This window comes from Pseudomonadota bacterium, assembly GCA_023229365.1.
In the GTDB taxonomy this organism is placed as follows: domain Bacteria; phylum Myxococcota_A; class Polyangia; order JAAYKL01; family JAAYKL01; genus JALNZK01.
Genome location: JALNZK010000108.1, coordinates 1 through 18172, shown reverse-complemented (window position 1 = coordinate 18172; position 18172 = coordinate 1). Strand labels below are relative to the sequence as shown.

Sequence of the window (18172 nt, the reverse complement as noted above, 5' to 3'; positions counted from 1 at the left end):
CCGCGGGCTGCCCGAGGGCGAGGTCGTCGCTGGGTACAAGGTCGGCTCGAGACTCGGCGCGGACGGCATCAACTCGGTCCATCTCTGCCAGCCGATCGATCCGGCCGTCGAGGGCAAGTTCACGATCTGGGTGGTCAACGGCGAGCTCGCGGTCGACGCCTCGGCCGTGCAGCGCTACCTCATGATGATGCGCATCCTGCGCACGGCCGACTCGAGGGCCGTGCAGAAGGTCGCGGCCGTCGGCACCCTGCCGGACGGGCGGCCGTACGTGGTGCTGCACTGGGTGGACGGCACGATCCTGTCGGCGGCGGCGCCGGTGCCCGTGCTCAAGGCGATCTCCATCGCCGAGGGCGTCCTCGAGGCGCTCGAGGCGCTGCACGCGCGGGGGATCCACCACGCGGACCTGCGGGTCGAGAACGTCCTCCTGCGCGACTGGGACGCCGCGAAGGAGGGACCCGTCGAGGTCGTGCTGCTCGGCCTCGGCACCGAGCGGCTCTTCCCGGCGATCGACTCGGACGGCAAGACGGGCGTGCTCGCGGCGTACGGCGTCGCCCGCGGCATGGCGCCTGAACTCGCGCGCGGCGGCGCCCCCGACCTGTCGTCCGACATGTACTCGCTCGGCTGTCTCATGCACGAGATGGTCACGGGGCACCCGGTGTTCATCGGACGGGCCGCCGCGGACGTCATGGCGGCGCACATGACCAAGACCCCGCCGGCGCCGAGCGGCGCCATGGAGGCTCCGATTCCGGGCGCCTACGACGCGCTCGTGGCGCGGCTGCTCGCCAAGGAACCGTCGGCGCGCCCCCGCGCGATCGACGAGCTCCGCCGGCTGCTCGCGGACGTGAAGCGCGCGGCCGAGGAGATGGCGGCGCGCGCGGCCCAGACCGGCACGCGGGAGGACATCGCGACCTGGGCGGACGCGCTGCTCGAGAACCCCGCCGACGCGGAGGTGCTCGAGGCTTTGACGACCGACGCGCGGCGCTACAACGCCTGGGGAGCCGCGATCGAGGTGGTCGAGGAGGCCGCCCTCCTCGCGGAGGACCCGATCGTCGTGCGCCGGCTCCTGATGGCCGCCGCGGCCGCCGCGACGAAGCACACGAAGAGCTACGAGAAGGCGGGCCAGATCTACGAGCAGCTCAAGGTGAGCACCCCCGACGACCCGGAGCTCGACGAGGCGACGCTCGATCTCCTCAGGGCCGAGGGCAAGTTCGAGCAGGTCGTGGAGCGGCTCGCGGCGCGCGCCGAGGCGTTCGAGTCGGAGACCGCCAGGATGGCGGTGGTGCAGGAGATCGCCCGGACGTACTACGAGGACATCAAGGATTTCGCCAAGGCCTTCGACTACTACGCGGCGTGCCTGCAGGCGACCGACGACGATCGCGAGATCGCGGAGATCCTCGAGAAGATCGCGGCGCGCGTCGAGCGGTGGCAGGATCTCGCGACGACCTGCACCAGCGCGGCGCAGGCGGCGGAGGGCGCGGGGAACGTCGATCTCGCCGTCTTCTACTACCTGAAGGTCGGAAACATCTACCTGCAGCGGCTCGACAAGGCCAACTACGCGCTCACCTGCTTCCAGAAGGTGCTCGAGCACAAGCCCGCGGAAGGCGGTGCGCTCGCCGCGCTCGCCGAGCTGTACCGGGGCGCGCAGCAGTGGACCGAGCTGGCCGACGTCCTCGCGCGCCTCGGCGACGCGGAGCAGGTCCCGTCGAGGGGCCGCGATCGCCTGGCCGACGCCGCCCGGATCCAGTACGAGAAGCTCTCCGACTCCAAGGCGGCGCGCGCGCTGCTCGAGCGCGTGCTCTCGGAGGACCCCGCGCACGAGGCGGCCGGCACCCTCATGCTGAAGCTCCTCGAGGACGCGAAGGATTGGAGCAAGCTCGCGGCGCTCACGGCCACGCGCGTGGACGCGATGCCCGACGGACCGGAGCAGGTGGCCGCGCGCTTCAGGCTCGGCGAGCTGTGCGAGCTGCGGCTCAACAACCTCCCGACCGCGCAGAGGCACTACGAGAGGGCGATCGCGGCCGACCCGAAGCACCTCGACTCGCTCAAGGGGCTCGAGCGGATATACGCGCGGAGCGCCGACTTCCCCTCGCTCCTCGCGAACCTGGAGGCGCAGCTCGAGATCGCGGTCACGCCGCGGCAGCGCGTGCAGCTCCTGGAGCGGATCGCGGAGATGTACGAGGAGGAGTTCAAGAACGTCGACAAGGCGATCGAGTGCTACGTGCGGCTCCTCGAGATCGACGGCGACCACGTCTCGGCGCTGATCGCGCTCACCCGCCACTATCGGAAGACCTCGCGGCACGAGGATCTCATCAAGGTGCTCGAGCGGCGCGCCGAGCTCGTCGAGTCCGCCGAGGACAAGCGCGACCTCATGACGGAGCGCGCGGAGATCATCCGCGACGACATCAAGGACGCGAAGCGGGCCGCCGAGGCGTTCCAGATCGTCGCGGCGCTCGGCGGCGGCGGGGCGTACGACGCGCTCGTGCGTTCGCAGATCGAAGCCGGGAATTTCGACGAGGCGATCCAGACGCTCGACAAGATGTTCGCCGAGACGGCCGATCCGGCGGGCAAGGTCGAGGTCCTCAGGCGCATCGCCGAGGTGCAGCACGAGAAGAAGGGCGATCTCGCGGAGGCCGCCGCCGCGCTCCGCCGGGCCAAGGATCTCGCCCCGCAGAGCTCCGCGGTCATCGCCGATCTGTCCAAGATCTACCTGAAGCAGGGCAACTACTCCTCGGCGCTCGATCTCCTACAGGCGGCGCTCGATCTCGCCGAGGGCAGCCTCGGCCGCGCCGACGTGTTCGCGCGGATGGGCGTCATCTGCCTCGAGAACATCGGTGACGCCGAAAAGGCGATCAGCCACTTCGAGCACGCCCTCGCGCTCGACGAGTCGAATTTCGTCGCCGGCGATCAGGTCTCCACGCTCTACAGGAAGCGCGGGCAGTGGGACAAGGCGATCCCGATCTACGAGCGGTGGGCCGCGTCCTCGGACGCCCTGCCGCCGGAGAAGCGCCTCGAGCTGTTCACGCAGATGGGCGAGGCCTATGTGCAGCTCGATCGGCGGGAGGACGCCCTGAAGTACTTCCGCCGGGCAGCGGAGGTCGCGGCCGAGCCGAAGCTCATGATGCGCCTCGGCGAGGTCGCGCTCGAGCTCGGCGAGTTCCAGATCGCGAAGGAGCAGTTCCAGCGCTACACCGAGAAGGTGGGCGACGGCCTGTCGCTCGACGAGAAGGTCGACCTCTTCGTGAAGCACGGCCGGTCGCTGTACGGCGCGGGGGACGTCAACGAGGCGGCCAAGCTCGCGCGCCAGGCGACGGTGATGGCCCCGGAGAACCCGGAGGCGCGGCTCCTCCTCGCGGACGTGCACGAGGCGCGCGGCGACTTCCGCAGCGCCGTGGAGTCCCGGCAGCGCGTGCTGGCCGGGCTCGGCAAGGAAGACAAGCGGTGGCGCGAGCTCGTCCGCACGACCGCCGGCGTGCAGTTCGAGAAGCTGCGCGATGCGGACGGCGCGGCGACGATCCTCAAGAACGCCCTGCAGGTGCAGCCCGACGATCGAGACATCCTCGGCGACCTCCTCAAGATCTACTACGCCACCAAGCGGTACGCGGACGTCATCGAGATCGTGCTCCGGATCGCGGGGCTCGTCGACGACACGCAGCAGATGGCGCGGTACTACCTGACCGTCGCCAAGATCTACAGGCGCGAGCTCCGGCAGTTCGAGGACGCGATCAAGTACTTCGAGATGGCCATCGAGAAGGATCCGACGCTCGACGACGCCGAGAAGGCGCTCGTCGAGGTCTACACCGAGAAGCGGGACTGGGACGCGCTCGAGCGATACTACAAGCGCCAGATCGCTCGGCTCCCCAAGGACTCGACGGCGGAGGAGAAGCTCGCCGCGTACGTGCCGCTCGCCGAGCTGATCATCGACAAGCTCGAGCGCCCGAAGGACGGCATCCTGCTCACCGAGGCGATCTCGAAGCTCGAGCCGAAGAACGCTGCCTGGATCGAGAAGCTCGCCGAGCTGTACGGCTGGTCGCCGGAGTACTCGAAGAAGGCGATCGCCACGCACACGCGGCTGCTCGAGATCAACCCGGCGCGCGTCGACTCCTTCCGGACGCTCTACCGCATCCACTCCGGCGAGGAGAACCCCGACGAGGCGTGGTGCGCGGTGTCGATCCTCTCGCTCCTGAACCAGGCGTCGCCGGAGGAGCGCAAGTTCTACCGCGATCACCAGCCGGCCGACGTGCCGACCCCGCAGAGCCGCGTGAAGGAGGAGCACTGGAAGAAGCTCCTGATGCACAACGAGCTCGATCAGAACATCTCGGCGATCTTCTCGGTGGTCGGCGAGGCGATCTCGCACAAGAAGGCACGAGATCCGAAGCAGTTCGGGCTCGATCCCGACACGGCGGTCGACGTCCGGAAGGACGGCTCGTCGTTCGCGCAGTTCGTCAACTTCGCGGCGGGCACGCTGAGCATCGATCCGCCGAAGCTCTACTACCACGACGGGCAGGGCTCGGGGTTCCAGATCGTCGACACGCGGCCCCCCGTGATGGTCGCCGGCGGCACGGCGTCCTCGCTCAAGGACCGGCTCGGGCTCGCCTTCGCCCTCGGGCAGCAGCTCACGCTCATGAGCCCCGGGCTGTACGTGAAGAAGCTCGTGAGCTCCGGCACCGAGCTGTCCGCGTGGCTGCTCGCCTCGATCAAGATCTTCGTGCAGGCGCTGCCAGTGCCCAGCGAGCTCGCGGGCGCCGTGCAGGAGCGCCTGCAGCCGCTGCGCGACGGCCTCGACGCCTCGGCGCTCGAGCGGCTCCAGGGCTACGTCCAGTCGTTCGTCTCCAAGGCGGGCGACGTGAACCTGAAGCGGTGGGCGCGCTCGGTCGACTACACCTGCGACCGCGCGGGGCTGCTCCTGTCCGGCGACGTCGCCGTGGCGGTGCGGATCCTCAAGGAGCAGATCAGCGACAAGGCCCTCCTCGCGGATCGGCTGCGCGCGCTGACCCTGTTCACGATCTCCGAGGAGCACCACAAGCTGCGCGAACAGATCGGCACGGCGCTCAAGGTCGGTTGACGTGCTCTTCTCCCGCGACCCCCGCGGAAGGGCTCAGGCCGAGCTGTTCGGCGGGATCCTGAACATCGGCGTGGGGGCCGTCTGCCTGGCGGGCGGCGCATCCGGCGCGGTCCACCTGATCGGCACCGACACGGGCGTGCCGCTCGTGATCGTCGGAGGAGTGCTCATCGCCATCGGGGGGCTCAGGCTGTGGCGGCGCTGGGTGATGTGGCGGGCGGAGAGGGCCAAGGGGCCCGAAGACGCGGACGACGCGTCGTAGGCGCCTACAGCCGCAGCATGATCGCGAAGGACGGTGTGTAGACGACGCCGAACGGCTTCGTGCAGTGCAGCCCCATCCCGAGCGGATCGACCCGGATCTCCAGCCAATCGGCGGGGAAGACCGCGAGCCCCGCGCGCAACGACATCGTGAAGATCGCCCGCGCCTCGCCCTCCTGGAGGGTCTTCACGTAGCCGTACTGCGGATCGGCTTCGTCGTACTTGTAGGGGCCGTAGACGAGGACCCCGGGCTCGAACGTCGCGGTCCAGTAGAGGAACGGCTTGGCGATCGGCGACACGTACCGGATCGTCACGGAGAGCGGCATCCCCTGCCCGGAGCGCTTCTTGACGCCGACCTGCTCGTCCGCGGAGAGGGCGGCCCAGCTGTCCGGGTCGTAGTCGATCCACCGGTCGGTCCAGGGGCCGACGACGAGGCCGGCCTCGAGCCAGAGCTTCTGGAGCGGCAGCCTCATGCCGACGCCGAGGCCCGGGCCGAGCCCCGGGGCGTTCAGGCGGTACCGCTCGCCGCCGGAGTACGAGCTGCCCACGCCGAACGAGTACAAAAGGCCGGCGTACCACTTCCCGAGGTCGAACTCCCCGTTGCGTAGGAGCGTGGCGCGCACCGTCTGCGACTGGTTGGGCGCGACCGCCACCTTGTAGCTCCGCGAGGCCCATCCGGTACCCTCGGCGCGGACCTTGTGGGCCCCCGGCGCCACGACCCCCTCCCAGGGCGCCGGTCCGACCGCCGCGCCGTCGACGAAGACCTGCACGCCCGCCACGGGCTCGGGCGGCGTTACCACCGTGACGACCAGCTTGGCCTGATTCGGGACGACCTGCGGCTTCGGCTGCGGCGCCGGCTCCGGCGACGTCGTCTCCTCGATCACCGTCCACTCGGTCTCGGCCTGCGCCTGCGCGAGAAGAGGGGCCGCCGACAGGATCGTGATACCGAAAGTGATAACCGAGCAACGCATGTGCACCTCGTGAGCTGAGTGGAGCCGATCGCGGCGATCCGCACCGATCTTTTTCGCACGCTGCGGCCCGGATGTCCACGGGTGGAGTCGACGGAAGCGACGGGGCTACTCGATGATCGGGTCGGTCTCGACGGTCGGCGTGCCGCCCGTGGCGATCCACTCGAACCCGTCTATGAGCACGGTGGAGTCGAGGACCTGGTCGCCGGTGTCCCAGATCGCGAACCGGATCGTGAACGTCGCGCCGCCCTCGATGGGGGCGGTCGACTGCAGCCACGCGGTGGCGCCGGAGTCGCCCCAGGCGTCGAACCCCGTGCCGGCGAGGTCGCCCGTGCCGTCCGGGCAGCCCTCACAAACGGTGAAGAACGCGATGTTCACGCTCACAGGGTTCCCCTCGCTGTCGAAGGAGATGTTGCCGTTGATCGAGCCCAACGGCGGCGGATCAACGAGCGCGATGAACTGGTCGTTGTACGAGGAGCACACCCACTCGGGGTACTCGAACGAGTAGAAACGGAACTTGTACCTGTAGCCGACCGCGTTCGACGGCGCGCGCAGGGTGAGCTGCAGCGCCACGTCGTCGTAAATGTACGTCGAGCCGTCGCAGCCCGGCACGTCCTGCGGGAAGCCGGGGGGGGCCGTGCCGGCACCGTAGCCGTAGCACGCCTGCGTGCCGCACGCGTCCGTCTGGTCGGGTGTCCGCACGTGGCCCGACGACAGGCCGAACATGTTGACTCCCTCGAGAGGCAGCACGCTGGTGCCGAAGTTCGTCTCCACCCCGATCTGCGCCGTCGGGAGCGTCGCCGCGGCGCCGTCGGCGCGGACGTACGCCGCGCTGACCACGCCCCAGTCGGTCCCGTCCGCCGAAGCGGTCTTGCACAGCTCCATCACCTTCGCGCCGTTGATCGGGTCGACGTCGTCGAGCGCGATCCCGTCGTCGCAGGGCCCGGGCGGGTTGTCTATCGTGCCGTCGCAGTCCTCGTCCGCGGGCTCGGGCATGCCGCCGTCCGCGTACGGCTCGTCGACGATCACCTCGATGGCGTCCGGGTTCACGTTGGGATCGAGGTCGTTGCAGTCGTCGTCGTCGGTGTAGCCGTCGCTGTCGTCGTCCAGGCCCGGGACGTCGTCGGCGTCGCTGTCCGAATCCGAATCCGAATCCGAGTCCGAATCCGAGTCGGCGTCGCTGTCGGAGTCCGAGTCGGAATCGGAGTCCGTGTCGCCGCCGTTGTCGTCGGGATTGTACGTATCCCCGGCGCCCTCGCACCCGGCCGCCGCGGCGAGGACGAGCAGGGCGGCTGCGAGCACGCACATCGAACCGAAGAGCTTGTTCGTCGCCATAACTTCTCCTTTGCGAAGCTCCATCGAACTCGTTGGTTTCTCCCGGAACGCTGTCATTAGTGTGCGGCTCGGCCGGATTTTTCTCAAACTTTAAATCCCGGCGCGATGGGATCCCGCGCGGCGGAGCCGAAATGGCGCGTGCGATCGTTGACGTAGGCGCCCCCGAGCTCCTCGCCGTGGTCGAGCAGGAAGCCGCTCACCGACTCCGTTCCGAGCGGTGCAGCGTGCGACACGAGCAGCTCGCGCTCGAGGCCGGCGAGCTCCTCCTTCGCGAGCACCGTGTCGCGGAGGAGCGGAGAGAGGGCGCAAAGCCCGGCAAGGGCGAGGGAGCCGGGCACCCGCAGGAGCGGCCGCCGGACGCCGCACGCCCTCGCGATGATCCGCAGGTACTCGACGAACGGGAACGCCTCCGGCCCTGCGGCGTCGACGTCGAGATTGCGATCCGCCTCGGCAGCGTCCGCGGCGATCCGCCCGGCGTCCGCGAGCGTGATCGGCTGCACGCGGTAGGCGCCGCCGTTCGGGACCGGGAAGAACGGGAACCGTCGGAGAAACCACGCGAGGTTCGAGGTGAGCACGTCGTTCGGCCCGACGACGAGAGTGGGGCGGACGATGGCGTGCGGGATGCCGGCCGCGCGGACGATCGCGTCCACCTCGGCCTTGCCCCGGTAGTATCCGAGTTCGCTGTCGAGCGACGCGTTCGTGACGCTGACGTGCACGAGCCGGCGGACCCCGGCTTCCCGCGCGGCCTCGACGAGGACGCGGCTGTTCGCGACGGCCTCTGCGAACCCGACGCCACGGTACGGCAGCCGGATCCAGTACGTGTTGACGAGCGTGTCCGCCCCGCGCAGCGCGCGGACGAGGTGCTCCCTCTCGAAAACGAGCGGCGAGGCGGCGATCCCCTCCGCGCCTGACGGCGGCCGCCGGTTCGTCAGGGTCGCGACCTCGAAGCCGCGGCGTTGCAGCTCCCGCGCCACGGCCGAGCCGAGGTAGCTGAAGGCGCCGGTCACGATCGCGCGTCTCGACATCGCGGCCTCGAACCTAGCATGTTGCGCTTCGTTTTTCCCGGACTACAATGGCCGCGTCATTAACCGCGGAGGTCGGGATGAAGATCCACGAATACCAGGCAAAGCAGCTGTTCGCGCGCTACGGCATTCCGGTGCCGAAGGGAGAGCCCGCGTTCGACGTCGAGCGCGCCGTCGAGATCGCCGGGAGGCTCATCGAGGAGACGAAGAGCCAGACTGTCGTGGTCAAGGCGCAGATCCACGCCGGCGGCCGCGGCAAGGGCGGCGGCGTGAAGGTCGTGCAGGGCGTCGGCGGCGCGCGCGAGGCGGCGTCCAAGGTGCTCGGCATGAACCTCGTCACGCACCAGACCGGCCCCGCGGGCAAGAAGGTCGGCCGGCTGCTCGTGGAGCAGGGGATGCAGATCGCCCGCGAGCTGTACCTCGGCCTCGTCGTCGATCGCGATCGGCGCCGCGTGTGCATGATGGCGTCGACCGAGGGCGGGATGGAGATCGAGGTGGTCGCCGCGAAGGCGCCCGAGAAGATCCTGAAGGCGTGGTTCGAGCCGTACGCCGGGCTCCAGGGGTTCCAGGCGCGCGGCCTCGCGTACGGGCTCGGGCTCGAGGGCAAGACGGCGGGCGCGGCCGCGGCCGTGATGCAGAAGCTGGCGACGATGTTCGTCAAGGAGGACGCGTCGCTCGTCGAGGTGAACCCGCTCGTCGTCACCCAGGGCGGCGAGGTGATCGCCCTCGACGGCAAGGTGAGCTTCGACGACAACGCGAAGTTCCGGCAGAAGGCGCACGAGGAGCTGCGCGACGCGACCGAGGAGAACCCCGTCGAGGCCGAGGCCGCTGCGCTCGGGTTCTCCTACGTCGGAATGGACGGCGACATCGGCTGCTGCGTGAACGGCGCCGGCCTCGCCATGGCGACGATGGACATCATCAAGCACGAGGGCGGCGAGCCCGCGAACTTCCTGGACGTCGGCGGCGGCGCGGACGCCGAGACCGTGAAGAAGGCGTTCAAGATCATCCTCTCGGACAGCCGGGTGAGGTCGATCTTCGTCAACATCTTCGGCGGCATCCTGCGCTGCGACGTGCTCGCGGAGGGCGTGGTCGGGGCCGCGAAGGAGATGGGGATCAAGGTGCCGCTCGTCGTGCGGCTCGAGGGGACCAACGTGGAGATCGGGCGCGACATCCTCGCGAAGTCGGGGCTGCAGATCCACACCGCCAAGGAGATGGGCGAGGGCGCGAAGCTCGCGGTCTCCCTCGCGCGCGGGCAGGGAGGTGCGCGATGACGATACTCGTGAACAAGGAAACGCGCGTGCTCATCCAGGGCATCACCGGCGGCGCCGGCGCCTTCCACACCAAGCAGATGCTCGACGCGGGGACGAAGGTCGTCGCCGGCGTGACGCCGGGCAAGGGCGGCCAGAAGTTCGAGGACTTGGTCCCCGTGTTCGACACGGTCGAGGACGCGGTGAAGAAGACCGGCGCCGACGCGTCGGTCGTCTTCGTGCCGGCCGCGTTCGCCGCCGACTCCGTGATGGAGGCCGCGGCCGCGGGGGTGCCGCTCGTCGTGTGCATCACGGAGGGGATCCCGACCATCGACATGATCAAGGTGCGGACCTTCATCGATCCGCTCGGCGTCATGCTCGTCGGCCCGAACTGCCCGGGCATCATCGCACCGCCGGTGACGCAGAAGCTCGGCATCACGCCGCACCGCGTGACGCGGCCGGGCCGGATCGGCGTCATCTCGCGCTCGGGCACGCTGACGTACGAGGCGATCGGCCAGCTCACGGCGCTCGGGCTCGGGCAGTCGACCTGCATCGGCATCGGCGGCGATCCGGTCGGCGGGCTCGACTTCAAGGATCTGCTGGAGCTGTTCGAGGCTGACCCGGACACGGACGGCGTGATCATGATAGGCGAGATCGGCGGCAGCGCGGAGGAGCGGGCCGCGGCGTTCATCCGGGAGCACATGAAGAAACCGGTCGCCGCGTTCGTGGCCGGCGCGACCGCGCCCCCCGGCAAGCGCATGGGCCACGCGGGCGCCATCATCGCGGGAGGGAAGGGCACGGCGGCGGAGAAGATCGCCGCCCTCGAGGCCGCGGGCGTCGCGGTCAGCCCCACCCCGGCCGACATCGGCAAGACCCTCGCGAAGCTGCTGTAGGAAGAGCTTGTTGCGTTGGTGCGACCGGCCCGAGATGGTATGATCCCCGCATGGCGGAACAGAACCCATCCGGGCCGCGCCGCGCGCTGACCGTCCGCACGTTCGAGTCCCACGAGGACGCCGCCGCGGCGGACCTGGACTACTGGTTGTCGCTGACACCGGAGGAGCGGCTCGACGCCGTGGCCGACTGTGTCCGCGCCTACCTCGAGCTGAGACATGAGCCTGAGCAGCGACTTCGTCGAGTTCATCGAGTGCTTGAACCGCAAGCGCGTTGAGTACCTGCTCGTCGGCGGCCACGCGCTCGCGTTCCACGGCGTGCCCCGCTTCACGAAGGACATCGACTTCTGGGTACGGCCAGAGCGCGCGAACGCGGCGCGTCTGCTCGAGGCGCTCGCGGAGTTCGGATTCTCGAGCACCGGATTGACCGTCGGCGACTTCGCCGTGGCGGGTAAGGTCGTTCAGCTCGGCATCGAGCCGAATCGGATCGACCTCATCACCCGGGTCGACGGCGTGGAGTTCGACGAGGCGTGGGCGCAGCGGATCGCGACGACGTACCGCGGCGTCGCCCTGGATGTCCTGTCGCTCCCTCTGCTGATCGCCAACAAGCGGAGCACCGGGCGCAAGCAGGACGCGCTCGACGCGAAGACGCTGGAGGCGGTGCTGGCGCGTACGAAGAAGGGATAGGCGAGGTACCAGCCGCGGAGACCCATGGCGACCCATAGCGCAGACTGGTTCGACGCCGTCCCAAAGGTGGAGCTCCACGTGCACCTCGAGGGCGCGATCCCGCTGCCGGCGCTCGCCGAGCTGGCGCGCAAGTACGGCGAACGCGACGCGGCCGACGTCGGCGCCCTGCGCGAGCGCTTCCGCTACCGCGACTTCCCGCACTTCATCGACGTCTGGGTCTGGAAGAACGGCCTCCTGCGCGAGCTCGACGACTTCGCGTTCGTCGCCGAGGCGGTCGCCCGGGATCTGCGCGCCCAGCACGTCCTCTACGCGGAGGCGTTCTACTCGCCGCCCGACTTCGCGAAGCGCGGTTTCGAGGTCGGCGAGATCACGGCGGCGGTCCGCGCCGGGCTAGACCGGGTCGACGGGATCGAGCTGCGGCTCGTCGCGGATCTCGTGCGCGACTTCGGGCCCGTTCGGGCGGCGCGGGCGCTCGAAGAGGTCGCGGAGGTGCGCGGCCTCGGCGTCATCGGCATCGGCATCGGCGGTAGCGAGCACGAGTTCCCGCCCGGACCGTTCGCCGAGGTGTTCGAGCGCGTTCGGGAGCTGGGCTTCCGGACGAGCGCCCACGCCGGCGAGGCGGCGGGGCCAGGGAGCGTGCGGGGCGCCGTCGAGGTGCTGCGCGTCGATCGAGTCGGTCACGCCACCCGCGCGGCCGAGGATCAGCGGCTCGTCGCGGAGCTCGAGGCGCGGCGGATCCCCCTCGAGATGTGCCCGATCTCCAACGTCCGCACCCGAGTGGTGCCCGATCTCGCGGCGCACCCGGTTCGCGATTTCTTCGATCGCGGGCTGCTCGTCACGGTCAACACCGACGATCCGGCGATGTTCCAGACGTCGCTCGCCCACGAGTACCGCGAGCTGGTCCGCGTCCACGGCTTCACGTTCGAGGAGATCCGCAAGCTCGTCGAGAACGCTGTCGCCGCGAGCTGGCTGGCTGAGGACGGCAAGAAGAGGCTGCTCGCCGGGCTCCGCGCGGAGCCTGGGTGGACGCCAACGTAGAAAAAGGGTCAGTCGCCTTCGATCGCCCGAATTACCTGCTTCACGATTTTCGGATGGAGCGTCCTGCCTGGGTGGAACGGCACGACGATCCGCTGTTCGCCGCGCATGTAGATCCGGTGGCTGCCGCGGCTGCGCGCAAGGGTGAACCCGGCGGCGAGCAGCATGGTCTCGGCCTCCTGCGCTGTGAGCCGTGGGACCTTAGGCAACGTCGACCTCGAGGCTCGAGGTCAGGATCTCGCGGCTGAGGCAGGTGTTGCGCTCGTCCTCCGGGAGCGTCTCGAGGTAGAGGGCCACCGCCTCGCGGATGTTGGCGAGCACCTCCTCCAGCGTATCGCCCTGCGTCTGGCAGCCGTCGAGCTCCGGGCAGTAGGCGTAGTAGCCCTCGTCGTCCTTCTCGATGATGACCCCGACTTTGTATGTCATGACGCGGTCCTCCCGTGTTCCAAAGACATGATAGTGGCGTCCGGCGCGGTTGTCACTCAAGTCACCAGCCGCGGCCCGGGCCTCGGCTCCGCGCGACGGTGTCTCGGGAGCTCCGCGCTCACGCCGGGTTCGGCGCGAGCCCGAGCAGCTTGTCGCGGTTCACCTTGGTCTCGGCAAGGACGTCCTTGTGCAGGCTGCGGCCCTCGGCGTCCATCGTGACGACGCCCTTGAACCCCGCGACCTCGTAGACCCACAGCGCCTCGGGGACGCCGAGCTCCGCGAGCAGGTGCACGTCCTTGGTCCGCACGATCGCGTTGGCGATCAGCTGCGCCGCGCCGCCGATGGCGTGCACGTAGACCGCGCCCACCTTCTTGCACGCCGCGAGCGTCGAGGGCCCCATCCCGCCCTTGCCGACGATGATCCGCACCTTGTAGTGCTCCATCACCGCCGCCTCGTACGGCTCCTCGCGGATCGAGGTCGTCGGGCCGGCGGCGACCGCCTTCCACAGCTTGCCGTCGCGGATCATGACCGGGCCGCAGTGGTAGATGGCGCCGCCCGCGAGCAGCGGGGCGACGAACTCGGGCCACTGCTCGATGAACAGCTTGTGCGCCGCGTCGCGCGCCGTCACCATCACGCCGTGGATCGACACCTCGTCGCCGACCTTCAGCTTCCGGATCTCCTTCTCGGACACGGGAAGATCGATGCGGATCATGGCGCTACCTCTCCTTCGCCCGCCGGGAGGCGTTCGCCGGCAGCCGGTACCTCTTCGCGATCTGCGAGACCTGCGAGTAGACGGCGCGATCGCCGTTGACGACGACGCTGGCGCGTCGGCACGCCCAGCACATGTAGGCGATCGACACGAAGAACGAGGCCGGCAGCCTGTGCCGCGTGCCGATCTTCACGCCGAGCACCGTCGTCCGGCCGCCGAACCCCATGGGTCCGATGCCGAGCCGGTTGCAGTCCTCGAGCAGGCGCGCCTCGAGCGCGGCGAGCTCGGGCTCCGGGTTCGCGTCGCCGAGCAGCCGGAAGAGTTGCTCCTTGGCCTCGGCGAGGCTGCTCGCCCGATCGCCGCCCACGCCCACGCCGATGATCCCCGGGCCGCAGCCCTTGCCCTGCGCCTGGAAGACCGCCTCGATCACGGCGCGGCGGACGCCCTCGAGATCGCGCCCGGCCTTGATCTCGGCGTTCGGGAGCGACAGCTGCGCCGAGACGTTCTCGCTGCCGCCGCCCTTGAGCAGCAGATCGGCCGCCACGCCCCTGAGCTTCCACTCGTGGCAGTGGACGACCGGCGCGCCGCGGCCGGTGTTGTCGCCGGAGTTCATCCCGGTGAGCGGGTCGACCGCGTTCGGCCGCAGGTAGCCGAGCTTCGTCGCGCGGCGGGTCGCGCCCAGGATCGCGCGCTCGATCTCGAGCTGGCTCACCGTGCGCGGGTGGAACACGTACCAGTTGTTCATCCCGGTATCCTGGCAGATCGGGCGGGACGTCGCGGCGGCGAGCGCGCAGTTCTTCAGCACGTCGTCGAGCGCGGATCGGCCCAGGCTCTCCTTCCGCTCCGCGTCGCGGCCGCGGCGGATGGCGGCGAGCACGTCCGATGGGAGCTCGCACGCGGCCCTTCGAATCAGCTCGAGGAATCTGTCCTGCATGGCAAGCGCTCCTTGAGGATGGAAACTCACCGCGCAGACTATCCCCACGACGTGCCCAAAGAAACGATTTTCTCGCGTGATTTCCGCCGCCCCGACTCGGCTTGACGTCGCGGTCCCACATGCTAAATGTGGCTCGTCGACCGGCCGACCCGAAAGGGCCGAAAAGGAGATGCTCCCATGGCGACTGCGACCGATTCCGAAGGCTCAGAGAAGGGGCCGAAGGGCAAGGTGATCCTCACGGAGGCCCGCTGCAAGGGCTGCTCCTACTGCATCGAGTTCTGTCCGACGCACGCGCTGGCGCTCGGGACGCGCCTGAACTACAAGGGCTACCGCCTGCCGGAGCTCGCCCACCCCGAGAAGTGCAACGGCTGCGATCTCTGCGGGCTCTACTGCCCGGACTTCGCGATCTTCGGCGTCCGCCTCGGCCGCGAGAAGAAGGGAGAGTGAGCGATGAAAGCCGATCCAGCGGTCGTCGCGACGGGAATGCACTTCATAGACGGCAACGAGGCGTGCGCCGAGGGAGCGCTGGCCGCCGGCTGCCGCTTCGTCGCGGGCTACCCCATCACCCCGTCGACCGAGGTCGTCGAGCACCTCGCGAAGCGGTTCCCCAGGGTGGGCGGGATGTTCATCCAGATGGAGGACGAGATCGCGTCCTCCATCTGCTTCCAGGGCGCGGTGTGGGCCGGGATGAAGGCGATGACCGTGACCTCCGGGCCGGGCCTGTCGCTCATGATGGAGCACGTCGGCCTGGCCGCCATGACCGAGTGCCCGTCGGTGTTCGTGGACGTGCAGCGCGCCGGGCCGTCGACCGGCCTGCCGACGCTGCCGGCGCAGCAGGACGTCATGCAGGTGCGCTGGGGATCGCACGGTGACTACGAGGTGATCGCGCTGTCCCCGAGCTCCCCGCAGGAGTGCTTCGACCACGCCGTGACCTGCTTCAACCTGGCCGAGAAGTTCAGGTGCCCGGTGTTCTTCATGATGGACGAGACCGTTGGGCACATGCTCGGGAAGGTGAAGATCCCGCCGGCGGACCAGATCGAGGTCGCCGAGCGCAGGCTCACGACGCGCAAGCCCGGCGAGTACAGGCCGTACGAGATCTACGGCGGCGATCAGCCCGAGATGGTGCGCGCCGGCATGGGGCACAGGATCCACACGACGGGGCTCACGCACGACGAGCGCGGCTACCCGGCGATGAACGCGGCGGCCCAGGACAAGCTGATCCGGCGCCTGTGCTCGAAGGTGCTCGACCACGTCGAGGAGCTGACGATCCACGAGGCGACGAACGTCGAGGGCTCGGACGTGACGATCGTCGCGTACGGGATCACGGCGCGCGTCGCCGCGTACGCCGTGGATCTCGCCCGGCGGCAGGGGGTCAAGGCCGGGCTCGTCAAGCTCGTGACGCTCTGGCCGTTCAACGACCGGCTCATGCGCGACATCGCGGCGAGCACAAAGAACATCATCGTCGCCGAGATGAACCTCGGCCAGATGGTCCACGAGGTGGAGCGCGCGGTCGCGGGCAAGGTGCCGGTGCACCTCGTCGGGCAGGCGGGCGGCGCCATCGTAGAGCCGGAGGCGATCGTCGCGAAGATCCAGGAGGTGCTGCGATGAGCGAGGCGTACGTCAACCCGGTCGAGAAGCTCCTCCGCACCGAGCGGATCCCGCACATCTGGTGCCCGGGGTGCGGCATCGGCACGTCGGTCAACTGCTTCGCCCGCGCCATCGAGAAGACGGGCATCGACTACGAGCACCTCCACGTCGTGTCGGGCATCGGCTGCACGGGCCGCGTCGCGGGTTACGTGAACGTCGACTCGTTCCACACGACGCACGGCCGGGCGATCCCGTTCGCCACCGGCCTGTCGCTGTCGCGGCCCACCTCGAAGGTCGTCGTGTACTCGGGCGACGGCGACCTGACCGCCATCGGCGGCAACCACTTCATCCACGCGGCGCGGCGCAACGTCGACATGACGGTGATCTGCGTGAACAACCTCACGTACGGCATGACCGGCGGCCAGGTCACGCCGACCACACCGCAGACCGCCATCGCGAGCACGATGCCGTACGGCAACTACGAGGCGGCCTTCAACCTCCCGAACCTCGCGGACGCCTGCGGCGCCAACTTCGTCGCGCGCTGGACGGTGTTCCACGTGCGCCAGCTCGTGCGCACCATGACCAAGGCGTTGGCGATGAAGGGGTTCACCTTCATCGAGGTGCTCGCGCCGTGCCCGACGCTCTACCAGCGCCGCAACCGGCTCGGCGACGGGGTGGAGACGCTCAAGTACTACAAGGAGAAGTCGATCATCCAGAACGGCGCCAACACGGCCGGCGTCGGCTTGTGCTTCCAGAGCGAGATCGTCGTCGGCGAGTTCGTCGAGCGCCAGCGGCCGTCGCTCCGGGAGGAGTACGACGCGAGGATGAAGGCGGTCCTCAAGGACGCCTACGTACCGTACGAGGGAACCAAATGAGCAAGCACGACATCCGGATCTGTGGGCTCGGCGGGCAGGGCGTGATCATGGCCGGCATGATCATCGGCAAGGCCGCGTCGATCTTCGAGGACCGCTTCGCCACGCTCGTCCAGTCGTTCGGCCCGGAGGCGCGCGGCAGCGAGTGCTCCGCGCAGGTGATGGTCGCGGACGAAGAGATCGCCTTCCCGTACGTCCGGCGCTCGGACATCTTCGTCGCGATGAGCCAGTCCGCGTACGACAAGTTCGTCGAGGAGATGAAGGAGGGCGCGATGCTCGTCCACGAGGGCGAGCTCGTGAAGCCCGACGCGCGGCTCCCCAAGGGCGTCAAGGCGTTCGGGATCCCCGCCACGCGCATCGCGGACGAGGAGTTCAAGCGCCGCATCGTGTTCAACATGATCATGACGGGCTTCATCGCCGGCGCGACGAAGGTCGTCGGCATGGACGCGATGCGCAAGGCCGTGATCGACTCGGTGCCCCAGGGCACGGAGACGCTCAACCTCAAGGCCTTCGACCGGGGGTACCAGTACGCCGTGGAGAACTACGGCTGACAGGAAGCACGATGGCGCGCGGCGGGAAGAGGCGCGGGGCCGGAATCGAGCTGGAGGAATTGAGCTTCGGGCCGCCGCCGATCTTCTGCGAGCAGTGCCCGGATCTCGCGATGGCCGTGGTCGACGACGCGGCGCTGTGCGTGCGGTGCATGATGGCCGCGCTGAAGGGGCGACCCGAGGCGTGGATCGCCGTGCACACGCAGCCGCTCGTCATCCATCATCCGAATTGAAGAGGGGGGCTTTGGGGGGGAGCATGCGGCGCGCGGTTCTGTTCGACTTCAGCGATCTCGAGGGGCTCACCTATCCCGTCGGCCACCCGTTCCGCCCGGAGCGCGAGCGGCTGCTGCGCGAGATCCTCGAGCGGGAGGGCGTGATCGGGCAGCCCTGGCACGAGGTCGTCCGGGCCGGGTCGGCCTCCCTCGAGGAGATCGGCGCCTTCCACCGCGCCGACTACCTGGCCGCGCTCGGCGCCGCGGACGCGGGCCGCTTCGAAGAGTCGATGGCCGACTTCGGGCTCGGCACGCCGGACTGCCCGGCCTTCGAGGGGGTGCTCCGCCTCGCGAGCCGGTCGGCCGGCGCGTCGCTCCAGGGC

The 18172-nt window shown here is 69.3% G+C and carries 20 protein-coding genes; 13 read left to right on the top strand and 7 right to left on the bottom strand.

Going from position 1 to position 18172, the window contains the following annotated elements; all coding sequences use genetic code 11:
• The coding region (locus tag M0R80_25330; protein MCK9462959.1) for a tetratricopeptide repeat protein at positions 1 to 5062 on the top strand (5062 nt) is incomplete at its 5' end.
• Position 5063: 1 nt separating this feature from the next.
• A complete protein-coding gene (locus M0R80_25325; GenBank protein ID MCK9462958.1) occupies positions 5064 to 5321 on the top strand; it encodes a hypothetical protein in 258 nt (85 codons plus the stop codon).
• A gap of 4 nt (positions 5322 to 5325) precedes the next feature.
• Here the strand turns inward: M0R80_25325 and M0R80_25320 are convergent, their stop codons facing one another.
• The 3 genes from M0R80_25320 to M0R80_25310 all read right to left on the bottom strand — a co-directional run bounded on the left by M0R80_25320 (position 5326) and on the right by M0R80_25310 (position 8645).
• Positions 5326 to 6288 (bottom strand): PEGA domain-containing protein, encoded by a 963-nt coding sequence (locus tag M0R80_25320; protein MCK9462957.1) that lies wholly within the window; start codon positions 6286 to 6288, stop codon positions 5326 to 5328.
• 105 nt (positions 6289 to 6393) lie between these two features.
• Positions 6394 to 7620, bottom strand: coding sequence for a choice-of-anchor L domain-containing protein (locus M0R80_25315; protein ID MCK9462956.1), 1227 nt, complete (start codon positions 7618 to 7620; stop codon positions 6394 to 6396).
• Between the two features lie 83 nt (positions 7621 to 7703).
• On the bottom strand, positions 7704 to 8645 hold the full coding sequence (locus tag M0R80_25310) for an NAD(P)H-binding protein (GenBank protein ID MCK9462955.1): 942 nt from the start codon (positions 8643 to 8645) through the stop codon (positions 7704 to 7706).
• A gap of 77 nt (positions 8646 to 8722) precedes the next feature.
• Between M0R80_25310 and sucC the strand changes: the two genes are divergently transcribed.
• The 5 genes from sucC to add are packed head-to-tail and all read left to right on the top strand — an operon-like array spanning position 8723 to position 12504.
• Complete coding sequence (gene sucC, locus M0R80_25305) at positions 8723 to 9913, top strand: ADP-forming succinate--CoA ligase subunit beta (protein MCK9462954.1); 1191 nt, start codon at positions 8723 to 8725, stop codon at positions 9911 to 9913.
• Positions 9910 to 10782 (top strand): succinate--CoA ligase subunit alpha, encoded by an 873-nt coding sequence (sucD, locus tag M0R80_25300; protein ID MCK9462953.1) that lies wholly within the window; start codon positions 9910 to 9912, stop codon positions 10780 to 10782. The genes sucC and sucD overlap by 4 nt, the downstream gene beginning before the upstream one ends.
• Positions 10783 to 10832: 50 nt before the next feature.
• Entirely contained in the window at positions 10833 to 11057 is a 225-nt protein-coding gene (locus M0R80_25295) for a hypothetical protein (protein MCK9462952.1), read from the top strand.
• Positions 10999 to 11466, top strand: a complete 468-nt coding sequence (locus tag M0R80_25290; GenBank protein ID MCK9462951.1) for a nucleotidyltransferase family protein — start codon at positions 10999 to 11001, stop codon at positions 11464 to 11466. The genes M0R80_25295 and M0R80_25290 overlap by 59 nt, the downstream gene beginning before the upstream one ends.
• A gap of 24 nt (positions 11467 to 11490) precedes the next feature.
• On the top strand, positions 11491 to 12504 hold the full coding sequence (add, locus tag M0R80_25285) for an adenosine deaminase (protein MCK9462950.1): 1014 nt from the start codon (positions 11491 to 11493) through the stop codon (positions 12502 to 12504).
• Between the two features lie 8 nt (positions 12505 to 12512).
• Here the strand turns inward: add and M0R80_25280 are convergent, their stop codons facing one another.
• The 4 genes from M0R80_25280 to M0R80_25265 form a co-directional block, all read right to left on the bottom strand.
• Positions 12513 to 12710 (bottom strand): type II toxin-antitoxin system HicA family toxin, encoded by a 198-nt coding sequence (locus M0R80_25280; protein MCK9462949.1) that lies wholly within the window; start codon positions 12708 to 12710, stop codon positions 12513 to 12515.
• Positions 12703 to 12927, bottom strand: coding sequence for a type II toxin-antitoxin system HicB family antitoxin (locus M0R80_25275; protein MCK9462948.1), 225 nt, complete (start codon positions 12925 to 12927; stop codon positions 12703 to 12705). The genes M0R80_25280 and M0R80_25275 overlap by 8 nt, the downstream gene beginning before the upstream one ends.
• Positions 12928 to 13045: 118 nt before the next feature.
• Positions 13046 to 13639 carry a FumA C-terminus/TtdB family hydratase beta subunit gene (locus tag M0R80_25270; protein MCK9462947.1) on the bottom strand — a complete coding sequence of 198 codons (594 nt, stop codon included), beginning with the start codon at positions 13637 to 13639 and terminating at the stop codon, positions 13046 to 13048.
• Between the two features lie 4 nt (positions 13640 to 13643).
• Positions 13644 to 14570 (bottom strand): fumarate hydratase, encoded by a 927-nt coding sequence (locus M0R80_25265; protein MCK9462946.1) that lies wholly within the window; start codon positions 14568 to 14570, stop codon positions 13644 to 13646.
• Between the two features lie 177 nt (positions 14571 to 14747).
• Here M0R80_25265 and M0R80_25260 point away from each other — a divergent pair, with 177 nt between their 5' ends.
• From M0R80_25260 to M0R80_25235, 6 genes are all read left to right on the top strand, one after another.
• Entirely contained in the window at positions 14748 to 15017 is a 270-nt protein-coding gene (locus M0R80_25260; GenBank protein MCK9462945.1) for a 4Fe-4S binding protein, read from the top strand.
• 3 nt (positions 15018 to 15020) lie between these two features.
• Entirely contained in the window at positions 15021 to 16178 is a 1158-nt protein-coding gene (locus M0R80_25255) for a 2-oxoacid:acceptor oxidoreductase subunit alpha (protein ID MCK9462944.1), read from the top strand.
• Positions 16175 to 17032 (top strand): 2-oxoacid:ferredoxin oxidoreductase subunit beta, encoded by an 858-nt coding sequence (locus tag M0R80_25250; protein ID MCK9462943.1) that lies wholly within the window; start codon positions 16175 to 16177, stop codon positions 17030 to 17032. Before M0R80_25255 ends, M0R80_25250 begins: the two co-directional genes overlap by 4 nt.
• A complete protein-coding gene (locus tag M0R80_25245; GenBank protein ID MCK9462942.1) occupies positions 17029 to 17580 on the top strand; it encodes a 2-oxoacid:acceptor oxidoreductase family protein in 552 nt (183 codons plus the stop codon). The genes M0R80_25250 and M0R80_25245 overlap by 4 nt, the downstream gene beginning before the upstream one ends.
• Positions 17581 to 17591: 11 nt before the next feature.
• Entirely contained in the window at positions 17592 to 17810 is a 219-nt protein-coding gene (locus tag M0R80_25240) for a hypothetical protein (GenBank protein ID MCK9462941.1), read from the top strand.
• Between the two features lie 23 nt (positions 17811 to 17833).
• On the top strand, positions 17834 to 18172 hold a 339-nt coding region (locus M0R80_25235), incomplete at its 3' end, for a hypothetical protein (GenBank protein MCK9462940.1).

Coding starts and splice junctions, on each gene's coding strand:
- M0R80_25275 (MCK9462948.1), bottom strand. CDS start 12,927: ATGACATACAAAGTCGGGGTCATCATCGAGAAGGACGACGAGGGCTAC.
- M0R80_25310 (MCK9462955.1), bottom strand. CDS start 8,645: ATGTCGAGACGCGCGATCGTGACCGGCGCCTTCAGCTACCTCGGCTCG.
- M0R80_25290 (MCK9462951.1), top strand. CDS start 10,999: ATGAGCCTGAGCAGCGACTTCGTCGAGTTCATCGAGTGCTTGAACCGC.
- M0R80_25260 (MCK9462945.1), top strand. CDS start 14,748: ATGGCGACTGCGACCGATTCCGAAGGCTCAGAGAAGGGGCCGAAGGGC.
- sucD (MCK9462953.1), top strand. CDS start 9,910: ATGACGATACTCGTGAACAAGGAAACGCGCGTGCTCATCCAGGGCATC.
- M0R80_25265 (MCK9462946.1), bottom strand. CDS start 14,570: ATGCAGGACAGATTCCTCGAGCTGATTCGAAGGGCCGCGTGCGAGCTC.
- add (MCK9462950.1), top strand. CDS start 11,491: ATGGCGACCCATAGCGCAGACTGGTTCGACGCCGTCCCAAAGGTGGAG.
- M0R80_25255 (MCK9462944.1), top strand. CDS start 15,021: ATGAAAGCCGATCCAGCGGTCGTCGCGACGGGAATGCACTTCATAGAC.
- sucC (MCK9462954.1), top strand. CDS start 8,723: ATGAAGATCCACGAATACCAGGCAAAGCAGCTGTTCGCGCGCTACGGC.
- M0R80_25315 (MCK9462956.1), bottom strand. CDS start 7,620: ATGGCGACGAACAAGCTCTTCGGTTCGATGTGCGTGCTCGCAGCCGCC.
- M0R80_25295 (MCK9462952.1), top strand. CDS start 10,833: ATGGCGGAACAGAACCCATCCGGGCCGCGCCGCGCGCTGACCGTCCGC.
- M0R80_25240 (MCK9462941.1), top strand. CDS start 17,592: ATGGCGCGCGGCGGGAAGAGGCGCGGGGCCGGAATCGAGCTGGAGGAA.
- M0R80_25320 (MCK9462957.1), bottom strand. CDS start 6,288: ATGCGTTGCTCGGTTATCACTTTCGGTATCACGATCCTGTCGGCGGCC.
- M0R80_25270 (MCK9462947.1), bottom strand. CDS start 13,639: ATGATCCGCATCGATCTTCCCGTGTCCGAGAAGGAGATCCGGAAGCTG.
- M0R80_25245 (MCK9462942.1), top strand. CDS start 17,029: ATGAGCAAGCACGACATCCGGATCTGTGGGCTCGGCGGGCAGGGCGTG.
- M0R80_25250 (MCK9462943.1), top strand. CDS start 16,175: ATGAGCGAGGCGTACGTCAACCCGGTCGAGAAGCTCCTCCGCACCGAG.